Annotated in this window: 21 protein-coding genes; 12 read left to right on the top strand and 9 right to left on the bottom strand. The window is 62.6% G+C overall.

Translation table 11 applies throughout. The features are described 5' to 3' along the window. The first annotated feature begins 8 nt into the window (after positions 1-8). A complete protein-coding gene (paaZ, locus tag J3D46_RS22430; RefSeq protein WP_253468959.1) occupies positions 9-2108 on the top strand; it encodes a phenylacetic acid degradation bifunctional protein PaaZ in 2100 nt (699 codons plus the stop codon). A 201-nt stretch (positions 2109-2309) separates the two neighbouring features. Here paaZ and J3D46_RS22425 read toward each other — a convergent pair whose 3' ends face one another. The 5 genes from J3D46_RS22425 to J3D46_RS22405 all read right to left on the bottom strand — a co-directional run bounded on the left by J3D46_RS22425 (position 2310) and on the right by J3D46_RS22405 (position 6522). After that, entirely contained in the window at positions 2310-3086 is a 777-nt protein-coding gene (locus J3D46_RS22425) for a CPBP family intramembrane glutamic endopeptidase (RefSeq protein WP_253468957.1), read from the bottom strand. A gap of 11 nt (positions 3087-3097) precedes the next feature. Then, positions 3098-3898 (bottom strand): CPBP family intramembrane glutamic endopeptidase, encoded by an 801-nt coding sequence (locus tag J3D46_RS22420; protein ID WP_253468955.1) that lies wholly within the window; start codon positions 3896-3898, stop codon positions 3098-3100. A 163-nt stretch (positions 3899-4061) separates the two neighbouring features. Next, on the bottom strand, positions 4062-4664 hold the full coding sequence (locus J3D46_RS22415) for a TetR/AcrR family transcriptional regulator (protein WP_231340450.1): 603 nt from the start codon (positions 4662-4664) through the stop codon (positions 4062-4064). 36 nt (positions 4665-4700) lie between these two features. Further along, positions 4701-6050: a phenylacetate--CoA ligase PaaK gene (paaK, locus tag J3D46_RS22410; RefSeq protein ID WP_253468953.1), complete on the bottom strand. Its 1350-nt coding sequence runs from the start codon at positions 6048-6050 to the stop codon at positions 4701-4703. Between the two features lie 7 nt (positions 6051-6057). After that, positions 6058-6522, bottom strand: coding sequence for a hotdog fold thioesterase (locus J3D46_RS22405; RefSeq protein WP_253468951.1), 465 nt, complete (start codon positions 6520-6522; stop codon positions 6058-6060). A gap of 108 nt (positions 6523-6630) precedes the next feature. Here J3D46_RS22405 and J3D46_RS22400 point away from each other — a divergent pair, with 108 nt between their 5' ends. Beyond that, the gene (locus tag J3D46_RS22400) at positions 6631-7209 is read left to right on the top strand and encodes a GNAT family N-acetyltransferase (protein WP_253468949.1); all 579 of its coding nucleotides are present in this window, start codon (positions 6631-6633) and stop codon (positions 7207-7209) included. Here the strand turns inward: J3D46_RS22400 and J3D46_RS22395 are convergent. Both J3D46_RS22395 and J3D46_RS22390 read right to left on the bottom strand, forming a co-directional pair. Then, complete coding sequence (locus tag J3D46_RS22395) at positions 7202-8755, bottom strand: bifunctional diguanylate cyclase/phosphodiesterase (RefSeq protein ID WP_253468947.1); 1554 nt, start codon at positions 8753-8755, stop codon at positions 7202-7204. The two genes, J3D46_RS22400 and J3D46_RS22395, sit on opposite strands and share 8 nt — an antisense overlap. A gap of 2 nt (positions 8756-8757) precedes the next feature. Next, positions 8758-9810, bottom strand: coding sequence for a hypothetical protein (locus tag J3D46_RS22390; protein ID WP_231340454.1), 1053 nt, complete (start codon positions 9808-9810; stop codon positions 8758-8760). Between the two features lie 107 nt (positions 9811-9917). Here J3D46_RS22390 and J3D46_RS22385 point away from each other — a divergent pair, with 107 nt between their 5' ends. After that, positions 9918-10088 carry a hypothetical protein gene (locus J3D46_RS22385; protein WP_207594441.1) on the top strand — a complete coding sequence of 57 codons (171 nt, stop codon included), beginning with the start codon at positions 9918-9920 and terminating at the stop codon, positions 10086-10088. Between the two features lie 256 nt (positions 10089-10344). On the opposite strand, the gene J3D46_RS22380 is transcribed toward J3D46_RS22385, so the two are convergent. After that, a complete protein-coding gene (locus tag J3D46_RS22380) occupies positions 10345-12009 on the bottom strand; it encodes an ATP-binding protein (protein ID WP_256491776.1) in 1665 nt (554 codons plus the stop codon). A gap of 190 nt (positions 12010-12199) precedes the next feature. Between J3D46_RS22380 and J3D46_RS22375 the strand changes: the two genes are divergently transcribed. After that, on the top strand, positions 12200-12583 hold the full coding sequence (locus tag J3D46_RS22375) for an STAS/SEC14 domain-containing protein (RefSeq protein WP_231340455.1): 384 nt from the start codon (positions 12200-12202) through the stop codon (positions 12581-12583). 19 nt (positions 12584-12602) lie between these two features. Continuing rightward, complete coding sequence (locus J3D46_RS22370; RefSeq protein WP_253468945.1) at positions 12603-13412, top strand: class I SAM-dependent methyltransferase; 810 nt, start codon at positions 12603-12605, stop codon at positions 13410-13412. A gap of 7 nt (positions 13413-13419) precedes the next feature. Here the strand turns inward: J3D46_RS22370 and J3D46_RS22365 are convergent, their stop codons facing one another. Then, entirely contained in the window at positions 13420-15639 is a 2220-nt protein-coding gene (locus tag J3D46_RS22365) for a S9 family peptidase (RefSeq protein WP_253468943.1), read from the bottom strand. Between the two features lie 269 nt (positions 15640-15908). Between J3D46_RS22365 and J3D46_RS22360 the strand changes: the two genes are divergently transcribed. The 7 genes from J3D46_RS22360 to J3D46_RS22330 all read left to right on the top strand — a co-directional run bounded on the left by J3D46_RS22360 (position 15909) and on the right by J3D46_RS22330 (position 24617). After that, the gene (locus tag J3D46_RS22360; RefSeq protein WP_253468941.1) at positions 15909-16631 is read left to right on the top strand and encodes a glycosyltransferase; all 723 of its coding nucleotides are present in this window, start codon (positions 15909-15911) and stop codon (positions 16629-16631) included. Then, entirely contained in the window at positions 16628-18070 is a 1443-nt protein-coding gene (locus tag J3D46_RS22355; RefSeq protein ID WP_253468939.1) for a glycosyltransferase family 4 protein, read from the top strand. The genes J3D46_RS22360 and J3D46_RS22355 overlap by 4 nt, the downstream gene beginning before the upstream one ends. 34 nt (positions 18071-18104) lie before the next feature. Beyond that, positions 18105-19664 carry a lipopolysaccharide biosynthesis protein gene (locus tag J3D46_RS22350; RefSeq protein ID WP_253468937.1) on the top strand — a complete coding sequence of 520 codons (1560 nt, stop codon included), beginning with the start codon at positions 18105-18107 and terminating at the stop codon, positions 19662-19664. Positions 19665-19770: 106 nt separating this feature from the next. Continuing rightward, positions 19771-20856 carry a glycosyltransferase gene (locus J3D46_RS22345; RefSeq protein WP_253468935.1) on the top strand — a complete coding sequence of 362 codons (1086 nt, stop codon included), beginning with the start codon at positions 19771-19773 and terminating at the stop codon, positions 20854-20856. Position 20857: 1 nt separating this feature from the next. Then, positions 20858-21682 carry a PIG-L deacetylase family protein gene (locus J3D46_RS22340; RefSeq protein ID WP_231340462.1) on the top strand — a complete coding sequence of 275 codons (825 nt, stop codon included), beginning with the start codon at positions 20858-20860 and terminating at the stop codon, positions 21680-21682. Further along, the gene (locus J3D46_RS22335; RefSeq protein WP_253468933.1) at positions 21679-23262 is read left to right on the top strand and encodes a glycosyltransferase family 39 protein; all 1584 of its coding nucleotides are present in this window, start codon (positions 21679-21681) and stop codon (positions 23260-23262) included. The genes J3D46_RS22340 and J3D46_RS22335 overlap by 4 nt, the downstream gene beginning before the upstream one ends. Then, complete coding sequence (locus tag J3D46_RS22330; RefSeq protein ID WP_253468931.1) at positions 23259-24617, top strand: glycoside hydrolase family 5 protein; 1359 nt, start codon at positions 23259-23261, stop codon at positions 24615-24617. The genes J3D46_RS22335 and J3D46_RS22330 overlap by 4 nt, the downstream gene beginning before the upstream one ends. The last annotated feature ends 51 nt before the right edge of the window (positions 24618-24668 follow it).

Here is a 24668-nt window from a genome sequence, read left to right as displayed (position 1 = left end):
CGTCGACGATGACCACTACCGCAGTCGCCCCGGAAACCACAGCCGTTGCAACCGTCCCCAGTTACGTTCAGGATGCCTGGTGGACCCCGGCGCCAGACGCCAAGAAGGTCCCGGTTCGCGATGCCAGCACCGGAGAAGTCCTGGCCAACGTGAGCACCGACGGACTGGACCTTGCCGCCGTCGTAAATTACGCCCGCACCACAGGCCAGGCCGAACTCGGGAAACTGACGTTCCACCAGCGCGCCCTCAAGCTCAAGGAGCTTGCCCAGTACCTCAACGGCCGGCGCCAGGAGCTCTATGAGTCCTCGTCGCAGAGCGGTGCCACCAAGATCGACAACATGATCGACATCGACGGCGGCATCGGCGTGCTCTTCACGTTCGGATCCAAGGGCCGCCGTGAACTGCCCAACTCGCAGGTTGTGGTGGACGGCCCCATGGAGGTGCTGTCCAAGGATGGCTCCTTCGCCGGCGAGCACATCTACACCCGCATTCCCGGCGTCGCGGTGCAGATCAACGCCTTCAACTTCCCCGTGTGGGGCATGTTGGAGAAGTTTGCTCCCGCATTCCTTGCCGGCGTTCCCACCATCGTGAAGCCCGCAACGCCCACTGGTTACGTGGCCGCCGCTGCGGTCAAGGCAATAGTCGAATCGGGTATCCTCCCGGCCGGTTCCCTGCAGCTCATCTCCGGTTCGGCCCGGACCATCCTGGACGAGCTCGACTACCGCGACCTCGTGTCCTTCACGGGCTCGGCATCAACCGCCAACTCGCTGAAGAGCCACAGCAATGTTGTTCAGGGCGGCGTCCGCTTTACCTCTGAAACCGACTCCCTGAACGCCGCCATCCTCGGCCCTGATGCCGTTCCGGGCACGCCAGAGTTCGACGCCTTCGTCAAGGCAGTGGTCACCGAAATGACTGTCAAGGCGGGCCAGAAGTGCACCGCCATCCGCCGCATCATCGTGCCGCAGCAGCTCACCGCTGAGGTTGCTGCCGCCGTCGGCGCCCGCATCAACGAGCGCGTCGTCGTCGGTGACCCCCGTGCAGACGGCGTCACCATGGGCGCCCTGGCTTCGCTGGAGCAGCTCGCCGACGTCCGCGCTGCTGTGCAATCCATGCTCGACGCCGGTGGCGAGCTTGCGTACGGATCTCTCGATACGCCGTCGGTCACCTCAGTTGGCGGCGAAGTGGGGGTCGTGGCGGACGGTGCCTTCATGTCTCCCGTGCTCCTAAGCTGGGCCGATGCTGAGACCGAAGAAGTCCACTCGCTGGAAGCATTCGGACCCGTATCGTCAGTCATTGGCTATACGGACCTTGCCGACGCTATCCGTCTTGCGGCCCGCGGCTCCGGCTCCCTGGTGGCCTCCGTGTGCACCAACGATCCTGCTGTAGCCCGCGAGCTGGTCACCGGCATCGCAGCCCACCACGGACGCGTCCATATGCTCAACCGTGAAGATGCGCGCTCGTCCACCGGTCACGGCTCACCTGTCCCGCACCTGGTCCATGGTGGTCCCGGCCGCGCAGGTGGCGGCGAGGAACTGGGCGGCATCCGCTCCGTCCTGCACCACATGCAGCGCACCGCCATCCAGGGCTCCCCCAACATGCTCACTGCTGTTACCGGCCAGTGGCACACCGGAGCCGACCGCAACTTCACGGTGGAAACCGAGGGGGAGCACCCGTTCCGTAAGCACCTCTCAACCTTGCGCATCGGCGATGCCGTGCGTTCTGAACTCCGTGAGGTCAAGCTCGAGGACATCACTGCCTTTGCGAACTCCACGGGCGACACCTTCTACGCGCACACCAACCAGGAAGCCGCCGAAGCCAACCCGTTCTTCCCCGGCATCGTGGCCCACGGCTACCTGCTGTTGAGCTGGGCTGCCGGACTGTTTGTCGAGCCCGCACCGGGTCCCGTCCTGGCCAACTACGGCCTGGAGAACCTGCGCTTCATCACGCCCGTTGCGGCCGGCGACTCCATCCGTGTCACCTTGACGGCCAAGAAGATCACCCCGCGCGAGACTGATGAATACGGCGAAGTTGCCTGGGACGCCGTCCTGACCAACCAGAACGACGAAATCGTAGCCACCTACGACGTCCTGACGCTCGTGGAGAAGTAACCCTCTCTCACGCCTGTCGGGTTTGAGGGGTTCCTTCTCTCACGCCTGTCGGGTTTGAGGGGTTCCTTCTCTCACGCCTGTCGGGTTTGAGGGGTTCCCTCTCTCACGCCTGTCGGGTTTGAGGGGTTCCCTCTCTCACCGTTCTTCGTAGGAATCGGGCATCCGCGCCAAAAAGGCTCGAACAAGCCGCTGAAAAAACGCCTATCTGAGGGCTGGGTCTGGGGTGGTGACAGCGGTCCGTTCGTTGGCTCCCTTGATCGCCCAGTAAACGAACGCGACGGCGAGGATTGCGCTGAGGTATTGGATCGGGCCGGCCAGGCCAGCCAATTCGGTGGGTGCGTAGGCGACGGTGAAGGTGGAGATGTCCCAGATTGCGTGCAGGGCCATGGCCCAGAGCAGGGTGCCGGTGGTGCGTCGCAGGATGTAGAACCCGGTTCCCAGCGCGAACGTCAGGACGACTTGGGTCAATGTTGGCGACAGTGCCTGTCCGGCGAAGAAGTTGACGGCGTGCATTAGCCCGAACATCAGGCTGGAGAGGAACCATACCCATCCTTCGCCGAGCTTTGAGCGCAGGGCGACGAGCACCAGGCCACGGGTGCTGAATTCCTCGGCGAAGCCGACCAGGACACCGAATGTGAGTAGCGCGAGGAGGAATCCGGCGTCGAACTTGGACCAATCGGTGCCGGCAAAATTCACGAGTGCGGCCAGCAGGAGCACTAGAGGGGCAATGATTGGCCATTTGTGGGGCGCGCGATGGCGATCGCGCAGGGCTGGTTTCCACCAGCCAAGCCACCACGCGGTGGCGGCCAGTAGTATGCTCCCGATGCTGAGGGAGACCACGATGGCCCGCCATACGTTTGAGGCGCTGGCACTGAGCTCTGGATAGGGGATGCCGGAGAGTAGTTGGATGGCGGTCACGACCACCACGTAGCCGATCCAAATAGCGAGGCCGATCCAAACCTTGGGTGCTATCCGCATGGCGATTCCTTTCAGGTTGTTGGTTGGAGAACGGCGCTGCGTTTCTCCGGGGCTGGCGCGAACCGCAGGGTGGCGATACTGCCGTCCGGCCAGCGGGTCTTCACGTAGGCGAACACCATGGCGATGATCAACACGCGGGCCAGCATTCCGGGGATGCCGCCTTCGGGGCCGTAAGCGCCGCCGTTGAGAAGTTCGGGGCCGGTAGAGGCTGTCGAAAACCATCCGGGAACGATGTTGCCGCTGATCGGGAAGCCGAACAGCCCCTGGGCCATGTTCCAGCCGAGGTGAAGGCCGAACGGCAACCACACGCTGCGGGTTGCGAGGAACGCAACGGCGTAGATCACGCCGCCAAGGCCTGTGCCGAAGGCAGAGACCGCTGTGGCACCGTCGTTGCCCAAGTGGCCGGCCCCGAAGAGCGCTGCAGTCAGGAGCACAGCGATCCACCGACCGTGTGTCAGTCGCGAGAGCAGGATGGCCACGCCGCTGAGGAGAAGGACGCGGAAGAGGAACTCTTCCAGGGCCGCGGCCTGAATCAGCGGGACCAGCACTTCGCTGGCGAACGAGGACCAGGTGAGCGTTCCCGGCTGGACCGCGACTACACCCAGGAGGAGTTCGACGACGAAGACCAGCCCGATCGCAACGAACGTGATCGCAAGCCCAACGGCGATGTCGATCGGCAGCCATCGATTGAGGGTCAACCCCAAGCTGCGCAGCACCGGTTTACGTTTGCGGGCGTAGTGGATGACTGCGAAGCCGCCCAGTCCCAAAGCGAGAAGATAGGTGAGGATGCTGAACGCCAGTGACGCGGTCATTGGTCAATCTCCACGGCGTCCTGCTTTCAGGGTGCGCGCCGTGCGGGAGGAATCCGACAAGGGTGGAACACGAACCCGATGGGCACAAAAATAGCAGCCGCCCGGTCGGTGTCAAGCACTTCGTACCCACAGTTCCCTAGGCGACCGTTGGCCACGGAGGTGGTCAGGCGGCTGTGTGGAGCCCGTCGAAGGCCATGGTGATGACGTCATCGGCGAGCTTCTCGGGGGACAGCGAGCCGCCCGGCTTGTACCACTCCACGATCGAGTTGATGGTGCCGAACAGCAGGCGCGTGACCGTGCGGGGATCGATGTCCTGGCGCAGCGAACCATCTTCCCGGGCCGCGGAAATCAGGGCAGCTACCTTGTGGTCGAAAGCGCGGCGGCGTTCCAGTGCGTCCCGCTCGATCTCCGTGTTGCCGCGTAGACGCAGCAGCAGGGTTACGAAGGGCAGCCGGTCCACCAGCACCGCGATGGTCTGCCGGAGCACGAACTCAAGCCGTGCGTCGGCGGGGCCGGTGCTGGCAGATGGCTCCTCCAGGATGGCCTCCAAACCGCCCAACGCGTGGTCAAGGGCGAGCTTCAGGAGATCGCCCTTGGACGGCACGTGGTGGTAGATGGCCGATTTTGAGATCCCGAGGTTCTCGGCCAGGATGCCCATGGACGTAGCGTCGTACCCGTGGCGGTTGAAGACGTCGACGGCGATGCGGAGCACCGACTGCTGGTCGTAACCGGGCCGTCCGCGCTTGGTGGTGGTCTCAGTAGGCATGCTGGCATTTTCTCACGATCTCTACGGGGCGGGCGTTCAGCCCTTCGGGCGCATGTCGTAGATCCGGCGAAGCTTCCCGTTGGAACGCTCCAGGGAACCTGGCTCCACAACGTCAACCACGCAGGATGACCCGACGTGAATCTTGATCTGCTCACGCAAGGTGTGTGCCGCCGTCGTGCCGGCCTCGGATGGAACGTTTTCCCGGCGCTCAATCTTGACCGTCAGCGAATCCATTCGTTTGCCTTCGGGGCGGGTGATCTCGAGCTGGAAGTGCGGGCTGAGCTCCGGGATCCGCAGGGCGATTTCCTCAATCTGCGACGGGAACAGGTTCACGCCGCGGAGGATGATCATGTCGTCGCTGCGGCCGGTGATGCGGCCCATGCGGCGGTGCGCGGGGCGGGCGGTGCCCGGAAGCAGGCGGGTGAGGTCTTTGGTTCGGTACCGGATGATTGGCAATGCTTCTTTGGTCAAGGACGTGAAGACGAGTTCGCCGGGTTCGCCGTCGCCCAGGACCGTGGAGTGGTCAAAGGGGTCGATGATTTCCGGGCGGAAGTGGTCTTCCCAGATGTGGCAACCGTCCTGTGTTTCCACTGCCTCGCCAGCGACGCCGGGCCCCATGACTTCGGAGAGTCCGTAGATGTCCGAGGCCTTGATGTTCATGGTGACTTCGAGCTCGTGGCGCATCTCTTCGGTCCACGGTTCGGCCCCGAGAACGGCGTACTTGAGGGAGGTAGAGGTGGGGTCGATGCCCTGGTGCTGCATGGCATCGGCGATCGTGAGCAGGTACGTTGGCGTGGCCAGGATGGCGTCCGGCTTGAAGTCCTGGATGAGCTGGATCTGGCGTTCGGTCTGGCCGCCGGAGATGGGGATGACGGTGCAGCCGAGCGCTTCAGCGCCGGCGTGTGCGCCGAGTCCTCCGGTGAACAGGCCGTAACCGTAGGCGTTGTGGACCTTCATGCCGGGGCGGACGCCCGAGGCGCGGAAGGAGCGCGCAACGAGGGTTGCCCAGTTGGCGAGGTCGTTCTTGGTGTAGCCAACCACGGTGGGTCGGCCGGTGGTGCCGGAGCTTGCATGGATACGCGCCACCTGGTCCTGGGGGACAGCGAACATGCCGAAGGGGTACTCCAGGCGGAGGTCTTCCTTGGTGGTGTAGGGGAACTTGCCGAGGTCGCTGAGTTCCTTGAGATCCGAAGGGTGGACTCCGGTTTCGTCGAACTTTCGCTTATACAGCGGGACGCGATCGTAGGCGTAGGCGACCGTGTGCTGGAGGCGGGTGAGCTGCAGTGCCTCAAGTTCGTCGCGGGAGATGGTTTCTTCACGGTCCAGCACAGGGGCACTGGCCTTGGCGGTGGTAGCGGTTGGTGCGGCCACGGTGTTCTGGGTCATCGGTTTCCTACTTCTTGGAGATGGTGCGGCTACGGCCACGGAACTCAGCAATGAGCTCGCCGGGCTCGGTGTCGTGGGCGGCGTTGTCGTCAGGGGTAGCGGCGTAGATCTGGATGTCGTACAGGCCGCTTCGGCCGGTGCTGGCGCGGCGGTTTGCGACGGCGGTGATCACCTGGCCCTGGAACGCCGGCTTGATGAAGTTAATGTCGACGCCGGACGCCACCGTGATGTTGGCGGCTTGCTTGGGCGTGGGGTTGGCCGGGTTGCAGGCCAGCGCGAAGGCTGTGTCACCGAAGGCGAAGATCATTCCGCCGTGGGCCATGCCGAATCCGTTGAGCATCTCCTGGCGGAGGTGCATCCGGATGGTGGCGTGGCCGTCGTCGAGCTTGAGGACCTCAATGCCCATCCATTCGGACGCGTAGTCGTTTGTCAGGATGTGGTGCGATGCACCGGAGAGGGTTGTTTCAACCATGCGTCATTGCCTCCAGCTTTATTTACCGAATGTTCATTAGGTAATCCCAGATCGCGTCACGTGTCAAGACTGGACCAGTATTCGCCTGCACCTAGTAGCCTCGAACACATGCCCGAAATTGAGCTTCCCATCATCACTGACCGACTCATCCTGCGGCGCTTCGAAGCTGAGGACCTCGAACGCTTCCACGGTTACCAATCACTTCCTGAAACCGCCCGGTTCCTGCTGCGCAACGAGCTGACCAGGACCAAGTCAATGGAAGTCCTGGGACGGTACGCGAACTTCGAATTCAACCAGGAAGGAGACTGGATCTGCCTTGCCATCGAGCGCAAGGACCAGCCTGGTTTGATGGGCGAAGTGGTCCTGAAATGGCTGGAGGGCACCGGACAGGGGGAGCTGGGCTGGATATTGCACCCCGAAGCTCGAGGACACGGGATTGCAACCGAGTCGGCAGAGGCTGTCATGAAGCTGGCCTTCGAGAAACTGGCGTTCCACCGGATCGATGCGAAGTTGGACGCGCTCAACGCTGGCTCGGCGGGCATCTGCAAGCGCCTGGGCATGCGGCTCGAAGCAACATTGGTGGACAACTGGCACTACAAGGGCCAATGGGCCACTGAAAACATCTACGCGATCCTGGACTCTGAGTGGCGCACGCGGCACCATCCCTGGACCCGGACCATCAGCTGACTGGCCAGCTCTTGTTGTGCTTCAACTGTTCGGTCAACTGCGCCTCAGGCAAGGGCCGGCTGAAGTAGTAACCCTGGCCACTGGTGCAACCGATGCTGAGGAGGTACTCGGCCTGATCGGCGGTTTCCACGCCCTCCCACACGGCGGCCAATCCACAGGCCCGGATCAGTTGCAGCACGGCCGCAAGAAGGGCCGGTTGCGCCGGGTCGCTGCCCAGGGCTGACAGCAGGGTCCGGTCCACTTTGACGGTGTCCACAGGGAGCTGGCGGAGGTAGCTGATGGAAGAATAACCGGTGCCGAAGTCGTCGATTTCCAGCCCCACGCCCAAGCGGCGCAGGCTGTTGAGTGTGTAGCGGTCCAGATCGTTGCCTTGAATGACCGCGCTCTCGGTCAGTTCCAGGACCAGGAGCGAGGGGTCCAGCTCCGCGGAGGCTAAAGCCTCCCGGACGTCCTCGATGAACTCGAGCCGTTGCAGGTCGGCCGCCGAAACGTTGATGCGCATGCTGAAGTCGTGGCTCGACGTGAGGGGGTCGGTGCGCCATTGCTTCAGCTGTTCGACGGCGGTGCGGAGCACCCAGCCGCCCAGGTCCGAGATCATCCCGGTTTCCTCGGCGATGGGAATGAACTCGTCCGGCATGATGAGGCCTCGGCTTGGATGGTTCCAGCGGACCAAGGCCTCCACGCCTTCGATTTCGCGGGTATCCAGCCTGATGATCGGCTGGTAGAAGAGCACCAACTGCGAACCGGCGATCGCCTCTTTCAGTTCACCCACCAATTGGTTCCGCATCTGGCGGGCATGCAGCATTGCCGGCTCAAAGACCTTGAGCTTGCCACGCCCATCAGCCTTGGACTCGTACATGGCAATGTCCGCTTCCATCATCAGTTCCTCCGCGCTATGGCCGGGGTCAGCCATTCGAAGGCCCATGCTGGCACCGCAACGGAGGTGCTGGCCCTCAATCTCCATGAGGCTCACAACTGCAGCGAGAATCCGGTTGCCGATGGAGGCGGCTATCGCAGGGGTCACTTCGGGAATCAGCACGGCGAATTCGTCGCCGCCCATGCGGGCGACCATGTCCTGGTCGCGGACAGCCCCTGAGATCCTGTTGGCGACCGTTTCCAGGACCTTGTCCCCGATGGTGTGGCCCAGGGAGTCATTGATCGCTTTGAATCCGTCCATGTCCAGCAGGAGGATCGCAGCCCGTCGGCCGCTTTCGGCCCCGCTGACCTGGGCTTCGCTGAGGGCGGTGGCAAACGCTGAGCGGTTGTTCAGCCCTGTAAGGGCGTCGGTCATGGCCATATGCTGCATCGCAAGATGGGCCTCGTTGAGCTGCTGCGTCCGGGCCTGCACCCTCTGCTCAAGTTCTTCGTAAACGATCTGAAGGTCTTCTGCAAGGAGGTTTGTACCCATGATCACGGCATCGATTTCATCGCGCGCATCCGAGACTTCGATCCGGGTGTTGAGGTCCCCGGCGGCAAGCCTGACGATGCCTTCCAGGAGCAGTCCCAAGCGAGGGTCGTTGCCGGAGTACATTTTTCCTTCGGACATGCTCACCCCCTGTGTGGCTCGCCTCGTTGCTCATCGCTATGGCGAAGATACTCCCTGACTGCAGCGCTGCGTTCGGGCAGCGCCGCCTGTTCGAACAGTGCTGCGGCCTCATCGAACGTAGTCAGAGCATCTCCACGCCTACCGGATTCCAGCAAAGTCCGGGCCAAAAGGAAATGTGCCTCGGCGGAGGTTTGGGTGGCCAGAATGGAGGATCGGGTGCAGAGCGGCTCAAGGATTGCGGTGGCTTGCTGCATATCGCCGCTGAGGAAATACCAATGGGCGCGGACCAGGGACATTTCAAGATGGTCCCGTTCCGAGCCGCCAACAATGTCCGTGGCCAGCTCAGCCCTTTCAATGCAACGCAGGGTTGCTGCGTCGCTGAGCTTCGCTTGAAGCCGCATTTCCGCGGAAGCCCTGTTGAAACGGGCCCACAAGTCAACGTCCTTTGACGGTGACAGCCGTTCGGCAGCAAGATCGTGATATCGCCCGCCGTCAGCAACGCGGTCGGCAAGGAAAGCGACATTGCCGATAACCCAATAACCTTTTCCGGCGGTGTCTTCATCCACGTCGTCGGTCAGTAGTGTTTCCAGCACCAAGCATTCCCGCCAGGCATCGTCCAGCATGCGGCTCTCCGCCAGAGCAGCGATCAGGGCGCGCTGGGCAAGGATCTGGACGTACACCAACTCGGCGTCCCTGGCTGCTAGTTTCGCCGCATCGGCCGCCATGGCTGCTGCTTCGGGAAGCCGGCCCAAACCTTGGAATGCCACGGCAACCATGGTGCCTGCTTTGGCCCCGAGTTCCGGTGAAGACGAGGTCAGGTTGTGGCCATTGAGTTCCATGGCCAGGGTGAGGAACTCTTCAATGCGCCCCTGGTCCCGAAGGCACTCGGCCTGCAGGTACCGCATGTTCCACCACGATTCGTCATCGCCGGCGACGGTTGCCAGTCCGGCAGCGTCGCCTGCAAGCCGATAGGCCTCGTCGAAGTCCCGTTCCTTCCACTTGGCGCGTGCCGAAAGACCGGCAACGAGGTGGGAAGCGAGGTGCGGACTTTGCATGTGCCCATTATCCATGTCATTGCGGAAGAAAAGCTCGTATAGTTTGCACCGTGACTTTATTCAAGTCACAGACAACAAATTCGCATCAGTACGAAAGGGCATAGCGGATGAAAAAATTTGCGGCAACCCTGCTCATGGCGGCGGTTCTGGCAGTAACGGGTTTCGCTGCCCCGGCTAATGCCGAGCCTACGCAGGACAGCACGGCAATCGGCTGGTGGCCTAACAGCTTCACCACCACGAAGACGAACACCACCAGCATCGGTTGGTGGCCGAACTAAACATTGGGGGAGCGCCTCTCAAGGCCATATGACGTCAATTGATGCCCCGGGCTGCTGCCCGGGGCATCAATTTTGTTTCGGAGTATGTCGAGCATTAGTGACCATCACGCGCATGTGCGGAGCCCACGTTGACACGGCTGTCACACCGGGCGCCGGATAGAGAGGGTTCCTGGGCGCTGCTGAGGCCGGGCGCGCCTCATGAAATCAAGCAGCACCGGTTCCTGACCAGGTGCGCCGATCCGACACGGAAGATCCGCTACGGCCCGCCTACCGGCAACTCGACGGACACCGTGGTCCCGGAGCCCAGCGTGGAATCCAGGAGCAGGCGCCCCATATGGCGGCTGATGATGTCGTGGGCGATTGCCAAACCGAGCCCGCTGCCCGGCACTGCCGCGGAAGTGGCGTTGGAGGCCCGGTAGAAGCGGGTGAAGATGTGTGGGAGATCGTGTTCCGGGATGCCCAAACCGTTGTCTGCGATCCGGACCAGCGCGAGTCCGCCGTTCTCGGAGGCCGAGACTGAGCTGGTGATGCCCACCCGTCCACCCTCGGGAGTGAACTTGATGGCGTTGGCCACGATGTTGGTGAATACCTGTTCCAGCTTTGCTTCGTCGGCCGTGACTTCGATGTCCTCAGTCCCTTCGGTAAAGGACACTGAGACGTGCCTGGACTCTGCCAGTGGCCGCAGCGTCGCAACCACCACTTGGAGGAGCTTGGCGATATCCACCGGTTTTAGGTCCAGGTTGCTGCCGTCCTGCATGGACACTGTGAGCATGTCCTCGATGAGCCTGCGGAGGCGTGTGGAGTTCCGGGCAATGACGTCCAGCATCTTGCTGATGCCTTCGGGGACGGGCCCGCCTGAGCCATCCTGGATCATGTCCAGATATGCGGTGATGGAGGTCAAGGGTGTCCGGAGCTCGTGGTTTACGGTGGCCAGGAAATCTGTCTTGGCCTTATCCAACTGCCTGAGTTGGTGGAGGACGCGCTGCTGGGCGCTGATGAGATGGCCCTGGATGAGGCCGTGGGCCACATTTCCAGCCACATGCTGCATCAAGGCAATCTCGGGTCGGGTCCAGTCGTGCCGTTCCTCCACGGTGGACAGCAGGATGATGCCCATGGCCGAGGCGCCTTCACCCACGGGGAGAAGGACAGTGGACACGGGGTTGAGGTCACCGGACCATTCCCGCAGCGCCTTGGCGATCTTTGAGTCGGGGTCCTCCCGGTGGTCCGTGACGGCGAGGACGTCCGCCTCGGCCCAAAGCCTGTTGGCCGTCTCGATAATGGCGTTCTCGCTCTCGCCCAGGCGCGCGGGCAGCAGCGAAAGGCCGGGACGGTTCCACTGAGCCCGGATACTGGGGACGCGTTCGTCCCGGAACGTAGCGAACCAGACGTGGTCAACACGCAGGGCCTCGCCGAAGCCGCGGACCACGTGGTCGGCGATCAACTGGGGATCGTTGGTCTCCCGGATGGCCGAGGAGACATTGCGGAGGCTTTCCCGGAGCGCTTCGATTTCGCCGCGGGAACGTGCGCGTTCGGCGGCCCGGCCGATCAGGGTTTTAACACGGTGGACAATTTCCCCCGACTGCACCGGGCTGATGACGTAGTCAGCTACCCGCCAGGCCTCCACTTCCTCAATGTCCACAATTTCCTCTGCGGCGAGGACCAGCAGCATCGGGACTCCCGGGCTGCGCAAGCCGTGCGCAAGGGCGCTCTGAGCCACCACTACAGAGGGGTTGTGCTGCTGGATTTGCGAGGCCAGGGAGTCAGCGTCGGGGGCAGGGAAGACCTCGAATCCCGCTGAGGAAAGCGCGGCCGAGGTCGCGGCCAACCTGCCACTGTCTGAATCCGCCACTACGGCCGACCGGACATGCTGTACGTCGGCAACGGTCTCGCCCACTGAGCCCCTTCCGTTCCAACGTTCCATTCACGGTATTTCTTGATGTGGCAACACCCTATCAGCGGCTTTGAGGACAAAGGCGGCCGTGCGTCAAATGGCCGGGATGAGTCGCAGGGCACACCTTTACTTTGTGTTCCGGATTCGTCAGCCTTGAGGGTGTCAGCAGGGGAGCCACGCCCGCCTCCCCTGCAGCACCACCAATCGCGCAAGGAGCACTGTGGACCACCCAGCAACACCGCAGGATCATCAACAGGTGTCGTTTGAATTGGAGCTCGAGGAACCGGGCATCCTTCGCTTGACATGGCCGCGCGGGGCCAGGATCCAGGAAGCGGATGCCCAACGTGCCATGGACCGGGTCAACGAGCTGTGCGGCCCGGACCGCCATCCGATGATTGTGGACATGGCAACCACCGACGACGTCACCCGCGGTGCGCGCTCTGTGTTTGCCAAGCCTTGCCAGGCCAACCGCATCGCACTCTGGGGCTCGTCACCGGTGGACAGGGTCATCGCCAACTTCTTCCTGGGCATCATGAAACCCCCGTGCCCTACCAAGTTCTTCACATCTGAAACAGAGGCATTGGAGTGGCTGGTGGAGGCCTAGTGCCACCTATATTTGGAGAATGTTCTCCGCCCTCAGGAAGTACCTGCTGATCCCACGCCTCATCAGGCTCTCTTCCGCCGCGCCCAAGGACGCCCGTACGGCCTGGGATCAGTTCTGGGGCGACATCCGCTCAACCGGCGCCACGGGCGATGTCCTGTGGGACTCGGGCAGCGACCACGAACTCCTGGGCTACCTCCCCACATTGGCCGGGTTGGACCCCGCCCTGCCCGTGGTGGACGTTGGCTGTGGCAACGGCAGCTTCACCCGGCTGTTGGCGCAGCACTTCCCGCATGCGCTGGGACTCGACTACTCCGCCAACGCCGTGGATCGCGCACGGCTGGAGTCGGCGGGGATTACGACGGCGTCATTCGCCGTGTGCGACATGACGGCACCTGACGCTGCGCAAACAGTCGCAACGGCACTCGAAGCTGCAGGCTGGGCCGGGGACGCGAATGTCTTCATTCGCGGAGTCCTGCACGTACTGGACCGGAACGGCCGGTCAGCGTTGGCAGCGAACCTGCTGCCTGTCGTCGGGACGCGCGGAGGCGTGTTCCTGGCAGAAACCAATTTTCCCGGAACGCCGGTGGACTACGTCAGCCACCTCGGGGCCACCCGGGATTCCATTCCGGCGCCTCTTGAGTGGGCCATTCGCGGACTGCCAATGCCGGGCCGTTTCGGGGCCGCGCAACGCGCAAAGGCCTTCCCGACGGCGGACTGGTCCCTGGTGGAGGAAGGCTCGGCGAGCATCGAGACGCGCCCGCTCAGCAACCCGTCGGCCCCGGACGTGATCCCGGGCTACTTCGCACTGCTGCGGGCGCGCCGAAACTGACGAACACTTATTTCAGGCCGGCTCCCGGCAGCAATTCGGTTGCGCCTACGGAGTCGGCAACAAACGCGTAGTCCCAAGCGCGTTCACGCCACTGGACATACCGGCCTGATGCGCCGCCGTGCCCACCGTCCATCTCGATCTTCATGACGATTGGCTCGGAACCGGTGGAAGCGGAGCGCAGTGCCTGGACCCATTTGGCTGGTTCGACGTACAGCACACGGGTGTCGTTGAAGGACGTCACCGCAGCGATTTTGGGGTAGGCAACGGCCCCCACATTCTCGTACGGAGTGTAGGACTTCATGTAGGCGTACACTTCGGGGTCCGTGATCGGGTTGCCCCATTCCTCCCATTCCAGGGCGGACAGGGGAAGCTCAGGATCCAGGATGGTGGTCAATGCGTCGACGAACGGCACCTGTGCCACCACGGCAACATACTTTTCCGGGGCCATGTTGGCTACGGCACCCATGAGCAAGCCGCCGGCGGACCCGCCCATGGCAGCGATTCGCGCGGGGTCCGCCCAGCGTGACCCTGCCAACCAGTCAGTGGCCGTGATGAAGTCCGTGAAAGTGTTCTTCTTGGTGAGCTTCTTGCCATCCTCGTACCACTGCCGGCCGAGTTCACCGCCGCCCCGGATATGGGCAATCACCATGACGATTCCGCGATCCAGCAGCGACAACCGGGCTATGCCGAAGCCCGGATCCATGCTCATCTCGTACGAGCCGTAGCCGTACACCAGTCCAGGGGCAGAGCCATCCTGCTGAACCGAAGCGTGACGCAGCACGGACAACGGGACGCGTGTGCCGTCGTCGGCCGTTGCCCATTCACGGGTGGCGACGTAATCCGCCGCGGAGTAGCCGCCAAGGACCGGGCTCTCCTTGCGCAGCAGCAGCTGGCCGGCCGGAAGTTCCGCGGTGGGCAAGACGAAGTCGTAGACGCGCGACGGAGTGAAATAGGAGGTGTAGCCCATGCGGATGACGGGAGCTTCGTAGTCGGACCCGGAGACCCCGGCGGTGTAGAGCTCGTCGTCAAAGGCAGGCTCCACAGGGGCGCTCTGCGCCGCAGTGCCCAGGCCTTCCAAGGGCAGTACCTGAACGCGCTCGATGGTGTCCTTGCGGATGGACAACACCAGGTGCGTGGACGTAACGCCGGCGCCGTTGACGCGTACGGCGTCCGAATGTGCGACGACGGTACGCCAGTCCTGCTCTGCCACCGGCTTGGCGAGTTCTGCCGGGTCCACCAGGCTCACCATCGAGTTGATGGCGTCCTTGTTATGGGTCAGGAGCAAGGTCTCTTTGCCCTCCAGGAGGAAGGGCTCGGCCTCGTAAAGAATGTGGTGGTCGCGGGAGATAACGGTGCTCAGGCCGGCTGCGTACTGGTCGAAGCGGAGGAGTTGCGTCTCGCTGAACTCGGAACAGCCGATGCTGAGCACCAGGTGGCGGCGGTCCGAGGAAAGATCGAACCCAAGCCACATTGCGACGTCGTCCTCCTGGTAGAGAACCTCATCCTCCGTGACCGGAGTGCCCAGGACGTGTGCCTTCACCTGGTAGGGCCGCCACGAATCATCCACAACGGTGTAGAAAAGGCGGGTGCCATCGGGGGAAAAGGCCACCCCATAGAAAATGTCCTCGATGACGTCCGGGAGGAGTTCGCCGGTACGGAGATCCTTGATCCGGAGGGTGAAACGTTCGTCGCCTGAGTTGTCCACGGCGTAGGCGTAGAGATTTCCGTCCACCGTGACGGCGGCGCCGCCCACGCTGAAGAACGGTTGGCCCTCGGCTTCAACGTTGCCGTCCAGAAGCACCTGCTCACCGTCGATGTCGACGCCGGGCTCCACCGACGGGGGAGTCCAATCGGCTACTGGATCCCCGGTGTTCGAGGCCAGGACGCGGCACTGGATGCTGTACTCCCTGCCCTCCACCGACCGGCTGTAGTACCACCAGCCGTCCTTGCGGCTGGGCACGGACAGGTCCGTCTCCTGGGTACGGCCCTTGATCTCCTGGAACATCGCCTCGCGCAACGGTTCCTGGTGCGCCGTGACCGCTTCCTGGTACGTGTTCTCGGCCTTCAAATGGTCCACTACTTCGGCGGACTCCTTGTCCCTGAGCCACTCGTAGTTGTCCACGAAGACGTCGCCGTGGTGTTCGCGGCGGGTGGGGATGCGCTTGGCGACAGGAGGCGCGACCGCTGTTTCCGGGGCGCTGGCAGGGACCGAAGATACGTGGCTCATGTGGCCACTCTATAGACGGGCTCCGACATGGAACCAGCGATTTCGCTCAGAGCGCCGGGCGCCTGTCCGCGGTAGTGATAGGGAGCCATGACTTGGGCCACAACGTGGGATTCGCGTCATGTCTTGGCGGGTGCCGCCACTCCATATATTGCGGGCACGTTTTTCGTCCCGTTCCCGGATATTTGGAGGCTCAGATGGTTCTGCTGCAATCCCACAGTGTGCACATTGGCAGGAGGGGGGTACTTCAGGCGCGCCGACATTCAGACTCCTTGCGCCGATCCCAAGTGGATCTTGAGGTCATCATCCCGGCCTATAACGAGGCCGCGAGGATTCCCAGCACGCTGAGGCAGACTGTCGACTTCCTGGCCAGCCAACCATGGTCATCGCGCATCGTGGTGGTGGACAACGGCAGCGTGGACGAGACCGCGGCGGTTGTCCGTGGGATAGCCCGTGAAAACGGGGGCGTGGTCCCCATCTCTGTGGTGGGGTGTTCCCAGCGTGGAAAGGGCGCAGCAGTGCGCCGCGGTCTTCTTAGTGGAACGTCGAGGTTCACGGGCTTCTTCGATGCTGACCTTGCCACCCCTTTGGACACCCTCTCCGCAGCCATGTCGTATCTCTCCGATGGCGCATCAGCGGTCATCGCATCCCGCCATGCCCCTGGCTCCACGTTCGTCCGTCCCCAACATCTGGGGCGAAGAGTGGGCGGAACGGCTTTCCGGGTCCTGACAAGGTCCAAGGTCAAAGGCATCCAGGATACCCAGTGTGGCTTCAAGTTCTTTGAACGGGATGCCCTCACCGCGGCGATGGTGCAATGCCGAAGCACCGGATTCGCCTTTGACGTGGAGCTTCTTCTTCGGCTTCAGGACAACGACGCCAGCATTATCGAACTGCCTGTGGCCTGGACTAACGGAGCTGAATCAACATTCCGCCCCTTCCAGGACGGAATCGCCAGCTTCGCCTCGGTGTTCCAACTTCAGAAGGCAACCCCGTGACGTATGCCCTTCCTGACCTGAACTCCCCATCCCGACTCGCAGGAAAGCACGTGCTGGTCCTCAACTGGCGCGACGTCAGGCATTCACAAGCCGGCGGCGCGGAGCAGTACATGCATGAAATTTCCAAGCGATGGGTGCAAAACGGGGTTCAGGTCACGTGGTTCACAGGGCGCGATGTCGGCCAGGCTGCCGAGGACGTCATTGACGGCATCCATATACTGCGCGGAGGCGGGGTTCTATCCATCTATGGACACGCTGCCCTTCGCCTTCTGCGGAGCAGTGGCCGGTTTGATGCCGTTGTGGACTGCCAAAACGGGATTCCGTTCTTTTCCCCTTTGTTCCTGTCAGGGGACATTCCGATCGTCCAACTGATCCACCACGTCCACCAGGAGCAGTTCCGTACCAGGTTCTCGCCGCCCATGGCCGCAGTAGGCCGATTCCTGGAAAGCTCGGGAGCCAAAACGGTGTACGGGCAGCGCTCAATAGTGGCGGTGTCACCCTCGACACGCCTGGAACTTCGAAAGCTCGGCTTTGCGGGTCCTATCCACGTGGTGCCGAACGGCACAATGGACATTCCGCAGGCTGTGGCGACACGAGCCCCTAACCCAACCATCGCCGTCGTCAGCCGGCTGGTGCCCCATAAACGATTGGATCTGCTCCTGGGCCAGTTCGCGGTGGCGGCGCGCCGTGTTCCCAAACTAAGATTGGACATCATTGGGGACGGCCCGGAGCGGGCCAGACTCCAGCAGCTGGCCATGGATCTGGGCCTTGACCACGCAGTAACATTCCACGGCTACCAGCCCAACAACGTGCGTGACGAGTTGCTGAGCCGGGCCTGGCTCACGGCATCCACCTCGGCTTCGGAGGGCTGGGGCTGCTCAGTGATCGAGGCCGCGGCGTGGGGCGTGCCTTGCCTGGCATTGCGGGTTCCAGGCATTCGGGACTCCGTTGTGGACGGCAGGACAGGTTGGTTGGTGGAGACCCCCAGGAAATTTGGGACCGCCATGGTTGAGGCCCTGACAGCCATGCGTGAACCGGACGCAGCCAAGGACGTCTCGGCGGACTGCCGGGAATGGGCCAGCTGCTTCACCTGGGATCGCAGTACCAGGCTGCTCACTGGCGTGCTTTTGGAGGAGGAGGCGTTGCGCCGTGAGGGCGGTGACCCCCGCTCACGCCACTCGGACCTGTCCACCCTGGTGCGCTTCGAACTGCCGGAAGGGGCCGATTTGCGCTCCATCCTGCGACCCACCGACGAAGTTGCCTTGATGAACGACGGACATGTCGCGGTCCTGATGAACGGCCGCGACGAATTCGAGGCATTCGCGGCCGTACAGAAAATTGGCGTGCCAGCAGCGGAACTCCGTCACGCAGGACGCGACACACTCCTTGCTGGTCCCGGAAGTGCCGTCGCTCCGGCCGATGCCTTTGACGGTCAGTAGTGGCAGTTGGTCCGTGGATGTATCCGAACAGACCATGACCACAGACGTGACCTTGAGGCCCAGAGCTGAATACAGGGAAAGGACGTCAGACCAGGACGTCAACATAGCCCAGAATAGTGGTTTCCTCGCTGTGTCTGCGGGAGTAGTGGGCGTGGTCAGCTACGCCTGCACGCTGCTCATGGCCAACATGTTGGGGACGGCGGACTACACACAATTCGCCGCCGCCGCGATGATTCTTGGGGTTGTGGGAATCGTCGCCAACGCGTTGGTTCCGCTTCCCTTGTCACACGTTGTTGCGGTGCACCCGGAAGGATCCGAAGAGCGCCGGAACGGTATGGCCTTCTCTGTCTTCGTATCGTGCATGGCGGGAATTGCTGCGGCCGCCATAACCGGCAGCGTAACGCTCGCGCTGGCTACTCCAGCCTTGGCAACAGTGGTGGCGTTGGCGGCCTTTGTCATCTTCGTCGTCAATGCACCCGCCGGATGGCTGCAGGGCGAGCTCCGCTTCACCTGGTACGCACTGTCCACGATCGGTGAGGTGGTCCTCAGGTTGATTTTCAGCCTGCTGGTGATCGCGATGGCGTGGGGAGCCGGTGGAGCAGTGCTTGGCTTCGTCGCGGGGTGCATGGCGCCGTTGGTTGTCCCGTGGTCTTTTTACCGGGATCTTCGCTGGCGTCCGCGGGTATTGCGTGAGAAATGGCGATGGGCTGAGACCAGCGATATCGCGTCGGTTCTGTGCGTGGTTTCGGTGCTGGTGGGCATCGACGTCGTGGTGGTCGGCTTCCTCGATAACGGCTCGGCGGCCGCCGCAGGATTCCAGGCGCTGGCCACGATCGCGAAAGGGCCCGTGTATGTGGCAGCCGGAACGGCGTTGGTGGCGTTTCCCCTGCTTCGCACCCCTGGCGTAAAGGTTGGCGAGGTGCTTGGCGCCTCCTTTGCTTCGTTCGGGCAACTCGTGGTGGTGGCTTTCGCCATTATCGCTACCGCGCCGCCCCTGATGTCCGGCCTGATTGTTCCACCGAAGTACCACGGCTCCCTGAACCTCCTGCCATGGCTGGGGGCCTCAGGCCTTGGCTATGCCGTCCTGATGGTGCTTTCCACCGTCCTTCTCGCCCTGCGCGCATACCGTCGCTGCCAAATCGGTCTCGCCTGTGCATGCCTTCTGGTGGTTGGCGGGCTTTGGGCGGGCTGGCAGCTGGACGCGGTCACGGGAATGGCTGTGGGTTCCGCCGTCGGGGCTGTGACGGCCGGGTTGGTCCTGACAGTCCTCGCGCGACCTGTACTGATGGCAGCCCACCCGGGAAGGGGAACGGGGAGGTTCCTGATTCTTGCTTTCGCCCTCATCGTGGTCCTCGCAGTCGCTGCGTTGGTTCAGCCCCTGGCCTGGTTGGTCCTTGCCACCATCAGCGGCTTCACAGTTCTTGCCCACCAGCGCGGCCTGCTGCCGTACAGGAACGACTTCAGGATCTCCCGACGACGCCGGCCCCGCAACCGAAGCAGGAGTTCGGGCCGTCGACAGCACCGCCCACGTCACCTGCCTGAACGCCCCGGGGCCGCCCCCGCCGTGCCTGGTGCGGGGAAACGGGTGCAGTGACCAGCAGCAGTTTGCCCTCAACAGATTTTGAGACGGAAAGACAACGATGAGAGTTTTACATTTGGGCTTTGAAGATCCGCGTATGCCTGGGGCGGGTGGAGGATCTGTGCGGACCCACGAGATCAACCGCCGCCTGGCTGCCAAAGACTTCCATGTCACCGTGCTGACCACCCGATACCCGGGCTGGAAGGAACGCGTGGAGGACGGTGTGCACTATGTGCCGATTGGCTTCGGAACAGGCGGCAACCGTCTGACCAGGCTGGTGGCCTATGTTGTCCGACTGCCCTTTGAAGTCCACAAGCGCCGGGCAGCTACTGAGCTGGTTGTGGAGGATTTCTTCGCTCCGTTTTCCACCATGGCCGCACCACTCTGGACCAAGCGTCCAACCATCGGAGTGGTCCAATGGCTCCATGCCAAGGACAAAGCACGGCAGTACAAACTACCGCTGCACTGGATAGAGCGGTTGGGCGTCCGGAGGCACCGCAGGCTCATTTCTGTTTCGCAGGGAATCAGCGATCGATTGAAGGAACTGAACCCAGCCCTTCATGTGGACATCATCGGCAATGGAGTGGATCCCGGTATATGGAACACCCAACCCCGGCACGGGAATGATGTGCTGTTTGTCGGGCGCCTGGAGTACGAATACAAGGGTTTGGACCTTCTGCTGGAAGCCTGGGCCAAAGCGTGCCGCCGAGTAGATGGCAACCTGTTGATTGCGGGGAAGGGCCCAGACGAAAAAAGGGTGCGTGCGTCCATTCAGGATGCCGGTCTTTCTGAGCGCGTGCAGTTTCTTGGGTGGCTTTCAGGGGACAAGAAATTTGGTGCCATCAGTGGCGCCCGGCTGATGGTGGTGCCATCCCGGCACGAGACGTTCGGGTTGGTAGCCATCGACGCCCTGGCCGCAGGCACACCGGTAATTGCCTTCGACATTCCGTGCCTGCGGGAGGTCGTCCCACGGGGAACCGGGTGGCTCGTGGAGCCCTTCGACGTCAAAGCCTTGGAAGAGGAAATTGTCCGAAGGTACCAGCAGGAGGGGCTGGAACACGTCGCCGCACGGGGACGGGAGTTTGCCGCGGACTACAACTGGGATGCGCTCGCCGACTTGCAGGCAGGGGCTTACAACACAGCTCTCGGCGAACTGAATGAACCCCGACCCAAACGGCAATGGGCCCTCTCCCCGGAAAGGGCTTGAAATGCTGCTCGAATCACGCGTTGAGCGGTCCATGGCAGGCGACGCGCCGTGGCTCTTCCTATCACCCCATCTGGATGATGCAGTGCTGTCCTGCGGGGCGCTGATCGAAGCTCAAGCACAGGGGCGCGAGATCATCGTGGCCACGCTGTTCACGGAGGCCATGCCGTCACCCCACACGCGCGCGGCACGGTCCTTCATGCGCCAATGCGCCATACCGGACGCAGGGGAACTCTTCGTGGCCAGGCAGTCGGAGGACCGGGCTGTGCTGGAGGACATGGGAGTCCAGTCAATTCACCTCGGCGAAGTGGACGCGCTTTTCCGACGCCGGCGCAAGCCGGCGATGTTAGGCAGCAGCGCGTGGGAAAGACTCCTGCCGGAACTCACCCATCGTTACCCCACTTACCGGTTCGACATCGCGTTGGGCAGGGTTTCCCGGGGTGACCAGGGGCTTATCCGCCAACTCCGGAGCAACATTGCCGTGCTCATGGCGCAGACCAAAGCGGATCTTCTCTTCTGCCCTGCGGGAGTGGGGAAGCATGTGGACCACCTCATCACCCGGGAGGTTGGCAAAGGCCATCCGGAGAGCTTGGTGATGTACTCGGATTTTCCTTATGACCTTGTGGCCGGGCCCGATGAAACGCACATGGCGAAGATGGGATTTGTGCCGTGGACTTGGGACTCAGGACTCGACGCCAAACCCGGTCGGATCAGGCAATATGCGTCGCAGGCTGACGCATTGTTCCCCGCCGGAGAGATTCCGCTGCAGCCGGAAATCTATTATGTGCCCGGAAGTGCAGCGCCTGCCTCGAAATACGGGGAGTCATGAATTCGCTTCACCTGCTGGAAGTACTTCCGACGGAGGGCCGCACGCGGAGTTCCGCCCGCAGGGCTCAGAGGGCCCTGCGGCGCAGCCGGTGGGTTGCGCTGCTGGTGGGGCTACTGGCCCTGGTGTTCCGGGTGTTCGGTGTTCAACGGGCCAACGACCTGTTTATTGACGAGGTAACCTACGCGGACATCGCACGACAAGTAGCTGATGGGCACATGCCATCAAGCTCGGGCGCTCCCTTCTTCCTGCACCCTCCCGGTTCGTATGCACTCAACGCCCTGGTCATTCGAGTGCTGGGCCTTGAAGGTCACGCCATGGATTTGGCTTTGCAGTTGCGCTGGGTCAACTCCGTCCTGGGAGCAATGACAGCGGTTGTCTGCTTCCTGTTGGTGCGCCGTCTGGTGGGAGTGGGACCTGCAGCATTGGCTGGCGTCATTCTGGCAAGTGATCCATTTGTCCTGCGCATGGACGGGCGGCTGATGATGGAAACCCCTGCGGGCTTGGCCGCGCTGTCAGGGTGGCTGCTGGTCCTTATTGCACTCAACAGGGAGCGGGGACGCGCGCGCCTGCGGATCGAAGTCAGTGCCGGGTTGGTCTTCGGACTAGCCGTCGTCATGAAGGACATGACGGCAGTCTTCACGGTGGTCCCTCTGCTGGCCGCGGTGGTCTGGCGCAGAACCGTTCCCCTGCAAACAGCTTTGCGTATCCTCGCGTGTTCAATCGTTCCGTATCTGGTCTATCTGGGCTTGATCGCTGTCACCGGTCTGTTTCCGCAGTTCATGGACCAAAAATCGGTGGGCATCCTCAGAATGGTTGGGGCTGTCCAGATGACTGGCTTCAATTCAGTCCCGGGTGTCAGCCTGACCGATCGACTTATGGATATGGCCGGCCGGTTCGGTACCAGCTACATGCTTCTGGGGCTCTCCGTTGTGGCTGGTGTTGTGGCCGCCGCTTCTCCGTCGGTGGGACGGCGGGTCATGGGTCTGTTTTCGATCATTACCGGTTTGGTTGGCGTCTACTCCGTGTTTTTCGGGGCGGCAGAGGAACAGTTTGGTTACTGTGTGGTGCTGGCCGCCCTGGTTTCAACACCCATAGCCGCTGTGATGGTGGTGAAATGGCGGCCACGCCTTCGAGGGGCAGTCATTGCTTTCGCTGCGATCGTCGCCGTACTTAGTCTTCTTCTCGGTATTCAAGCAAGGTCCGTAGTGGATGACGGCCTGGTGCGTGCCCGTGACTGGATGAATGCCGAGCTGCCCCTTTCCTCAAAGGTGGCTCTGACATCGGTCACCGGAGAGTTCGCTTTACAGCCACATGAGAATTGGGAGGTGTTGCCTTCGCTGCAATCCCTGCGGGACGGAGGCGCCGAGTACGTTTTGACGCAGGGCAGACCGCTGAGTGAGGGGTACGGTTTCGCTTCGCCGGAGTTCTTGGGCTGGCTGCAGGACAACGCCCAACCAGTTTTCACATTCACTGGTCCAACGTCCGGTGACACTGTTGTGTGGATGTTGGACCGGGCAAGGTTGGAGGCCGCTGTCGCCGGAGGCCTGACACTCCCTCCTGTAACGGGTGGGTATCCATGAGACACCTGCTTCCGACTCTCTTGCTTTCCATCGTCCTGACCACTGTGATCGCGGGATGCAGCGTGGAGCCCGATCACGCAGCTGAGCCTATGACTTTCGGAGTCCTGGGGAGCACCTGTACTCCAGAACGGCTGGCAGCGCTCCATGAGGCCGGCGTTTCTGTGGTGGAGTTACCGGTGGCCTGGGATCGGTACCAGCCGGAAGCTGGACAGGAGAACCGTGACTATGTTGACGAGGTGCGGGCGCGGCTGAACGATTGCCGCCAAGCCGGCATGGGCGTGATTCTGTCTCCCGGGCTGCACTACCCTCCTGATTGGGTAGGGGATCTTACTGGGGGCGTTCTGAAGGGCAGCGGCGGAGACGTGCCGAAGGATGCCGGGGCAGAGCTCGTCTTCAGTGCAGAGGTGCGGGACGCGGCACGGAAGTACCTGGCCCGCGTCGCATCGGACCTGGGCTTCGAGGGCATCACAGCCATCCGTGTCGGTACGAACGCCACCGGTGAGCTGGGGTACCCGGGGCACGGTGACGGTGACGGTGGCAGCGAAGACGGTGGCAACGAAGACGGCGGCAGCGACGAGGAATTCTGGGCGTTTGGTGACGCTCCCCAGTTCGGTATTGGTTTGGCTGAGGGGGTGGCACCGTCTCCGATGCCGGGATGGGTTCCGGGCTCCCGTTCATGGCACGGCAAATCCGTCACTGACGAACAGGTGCAGAGGTGGTGGGACTGGTACGCCGGATCTGTTGTCAACGCGGTGGCATGGCAGGTAGGCGAGTTGCGGACGCTCGGATTTCAGGGGCGCGTGCATGTACCGGTCGCGGGCCGTGGAGTGCTGCCGGCTGACAAAGCGGAAGCCGTCAAAGGTCGCTTGGACGGGCGGGCCAACCCTGACGGCGCTCAGGAACGTGGGTTGGACTATGCTGCACAGTTCGCGGTCCTGGCAACGTTGACGGGGGTGGACGTGGATTTCACCGGACTGGACGATGTGTCGGACGTCCGGGCGCGGGCTGCTGTTCCGCCGCAAGACCAATGTCGGCCGGGCGACGATGACGTTGTGCTGTTGGGAGATGTCTCCTCGTGGTCATCACACAGGTATACGAGCGCCCTGGCCCGGCGGGCAGGACTCGGTTTGGTGGGGGAGAACCCCGGACCGCCCGATTCACCGTTCACCGGCGGCTCGCCCGAGTCGCACAGCCTTGCTGAACAGATGGGAACTGCTCCGCGGTATGCGGTCGAATGCGGGATGGCGATGTTCTTGTTCGGCTTCGAAGAAAACCTCTTTGAAGATGACGACCGTGCGGGAAGCGGATTTGCTCTTGAAGACTACAAAGAAGTTATTGAAGGCATTCACCGGTAACGTCACGTTCGCAAGACTGCGTGTACTCATTCAATGGACGGCTCCACGAGG

Origin of the sequence: Paenarthrobacter sp. A20 (assembly GCF_024168825.1) — a bacterium.
Taxonomy (GTDB): Bacteria; Actinomycetota; Actinomycetes; order Actinomycetales; family Micrococcaceae; genus Arthrobacter.
This window is presented reverse-complemented; position numbering and strand designations above follow the sequence as displayed.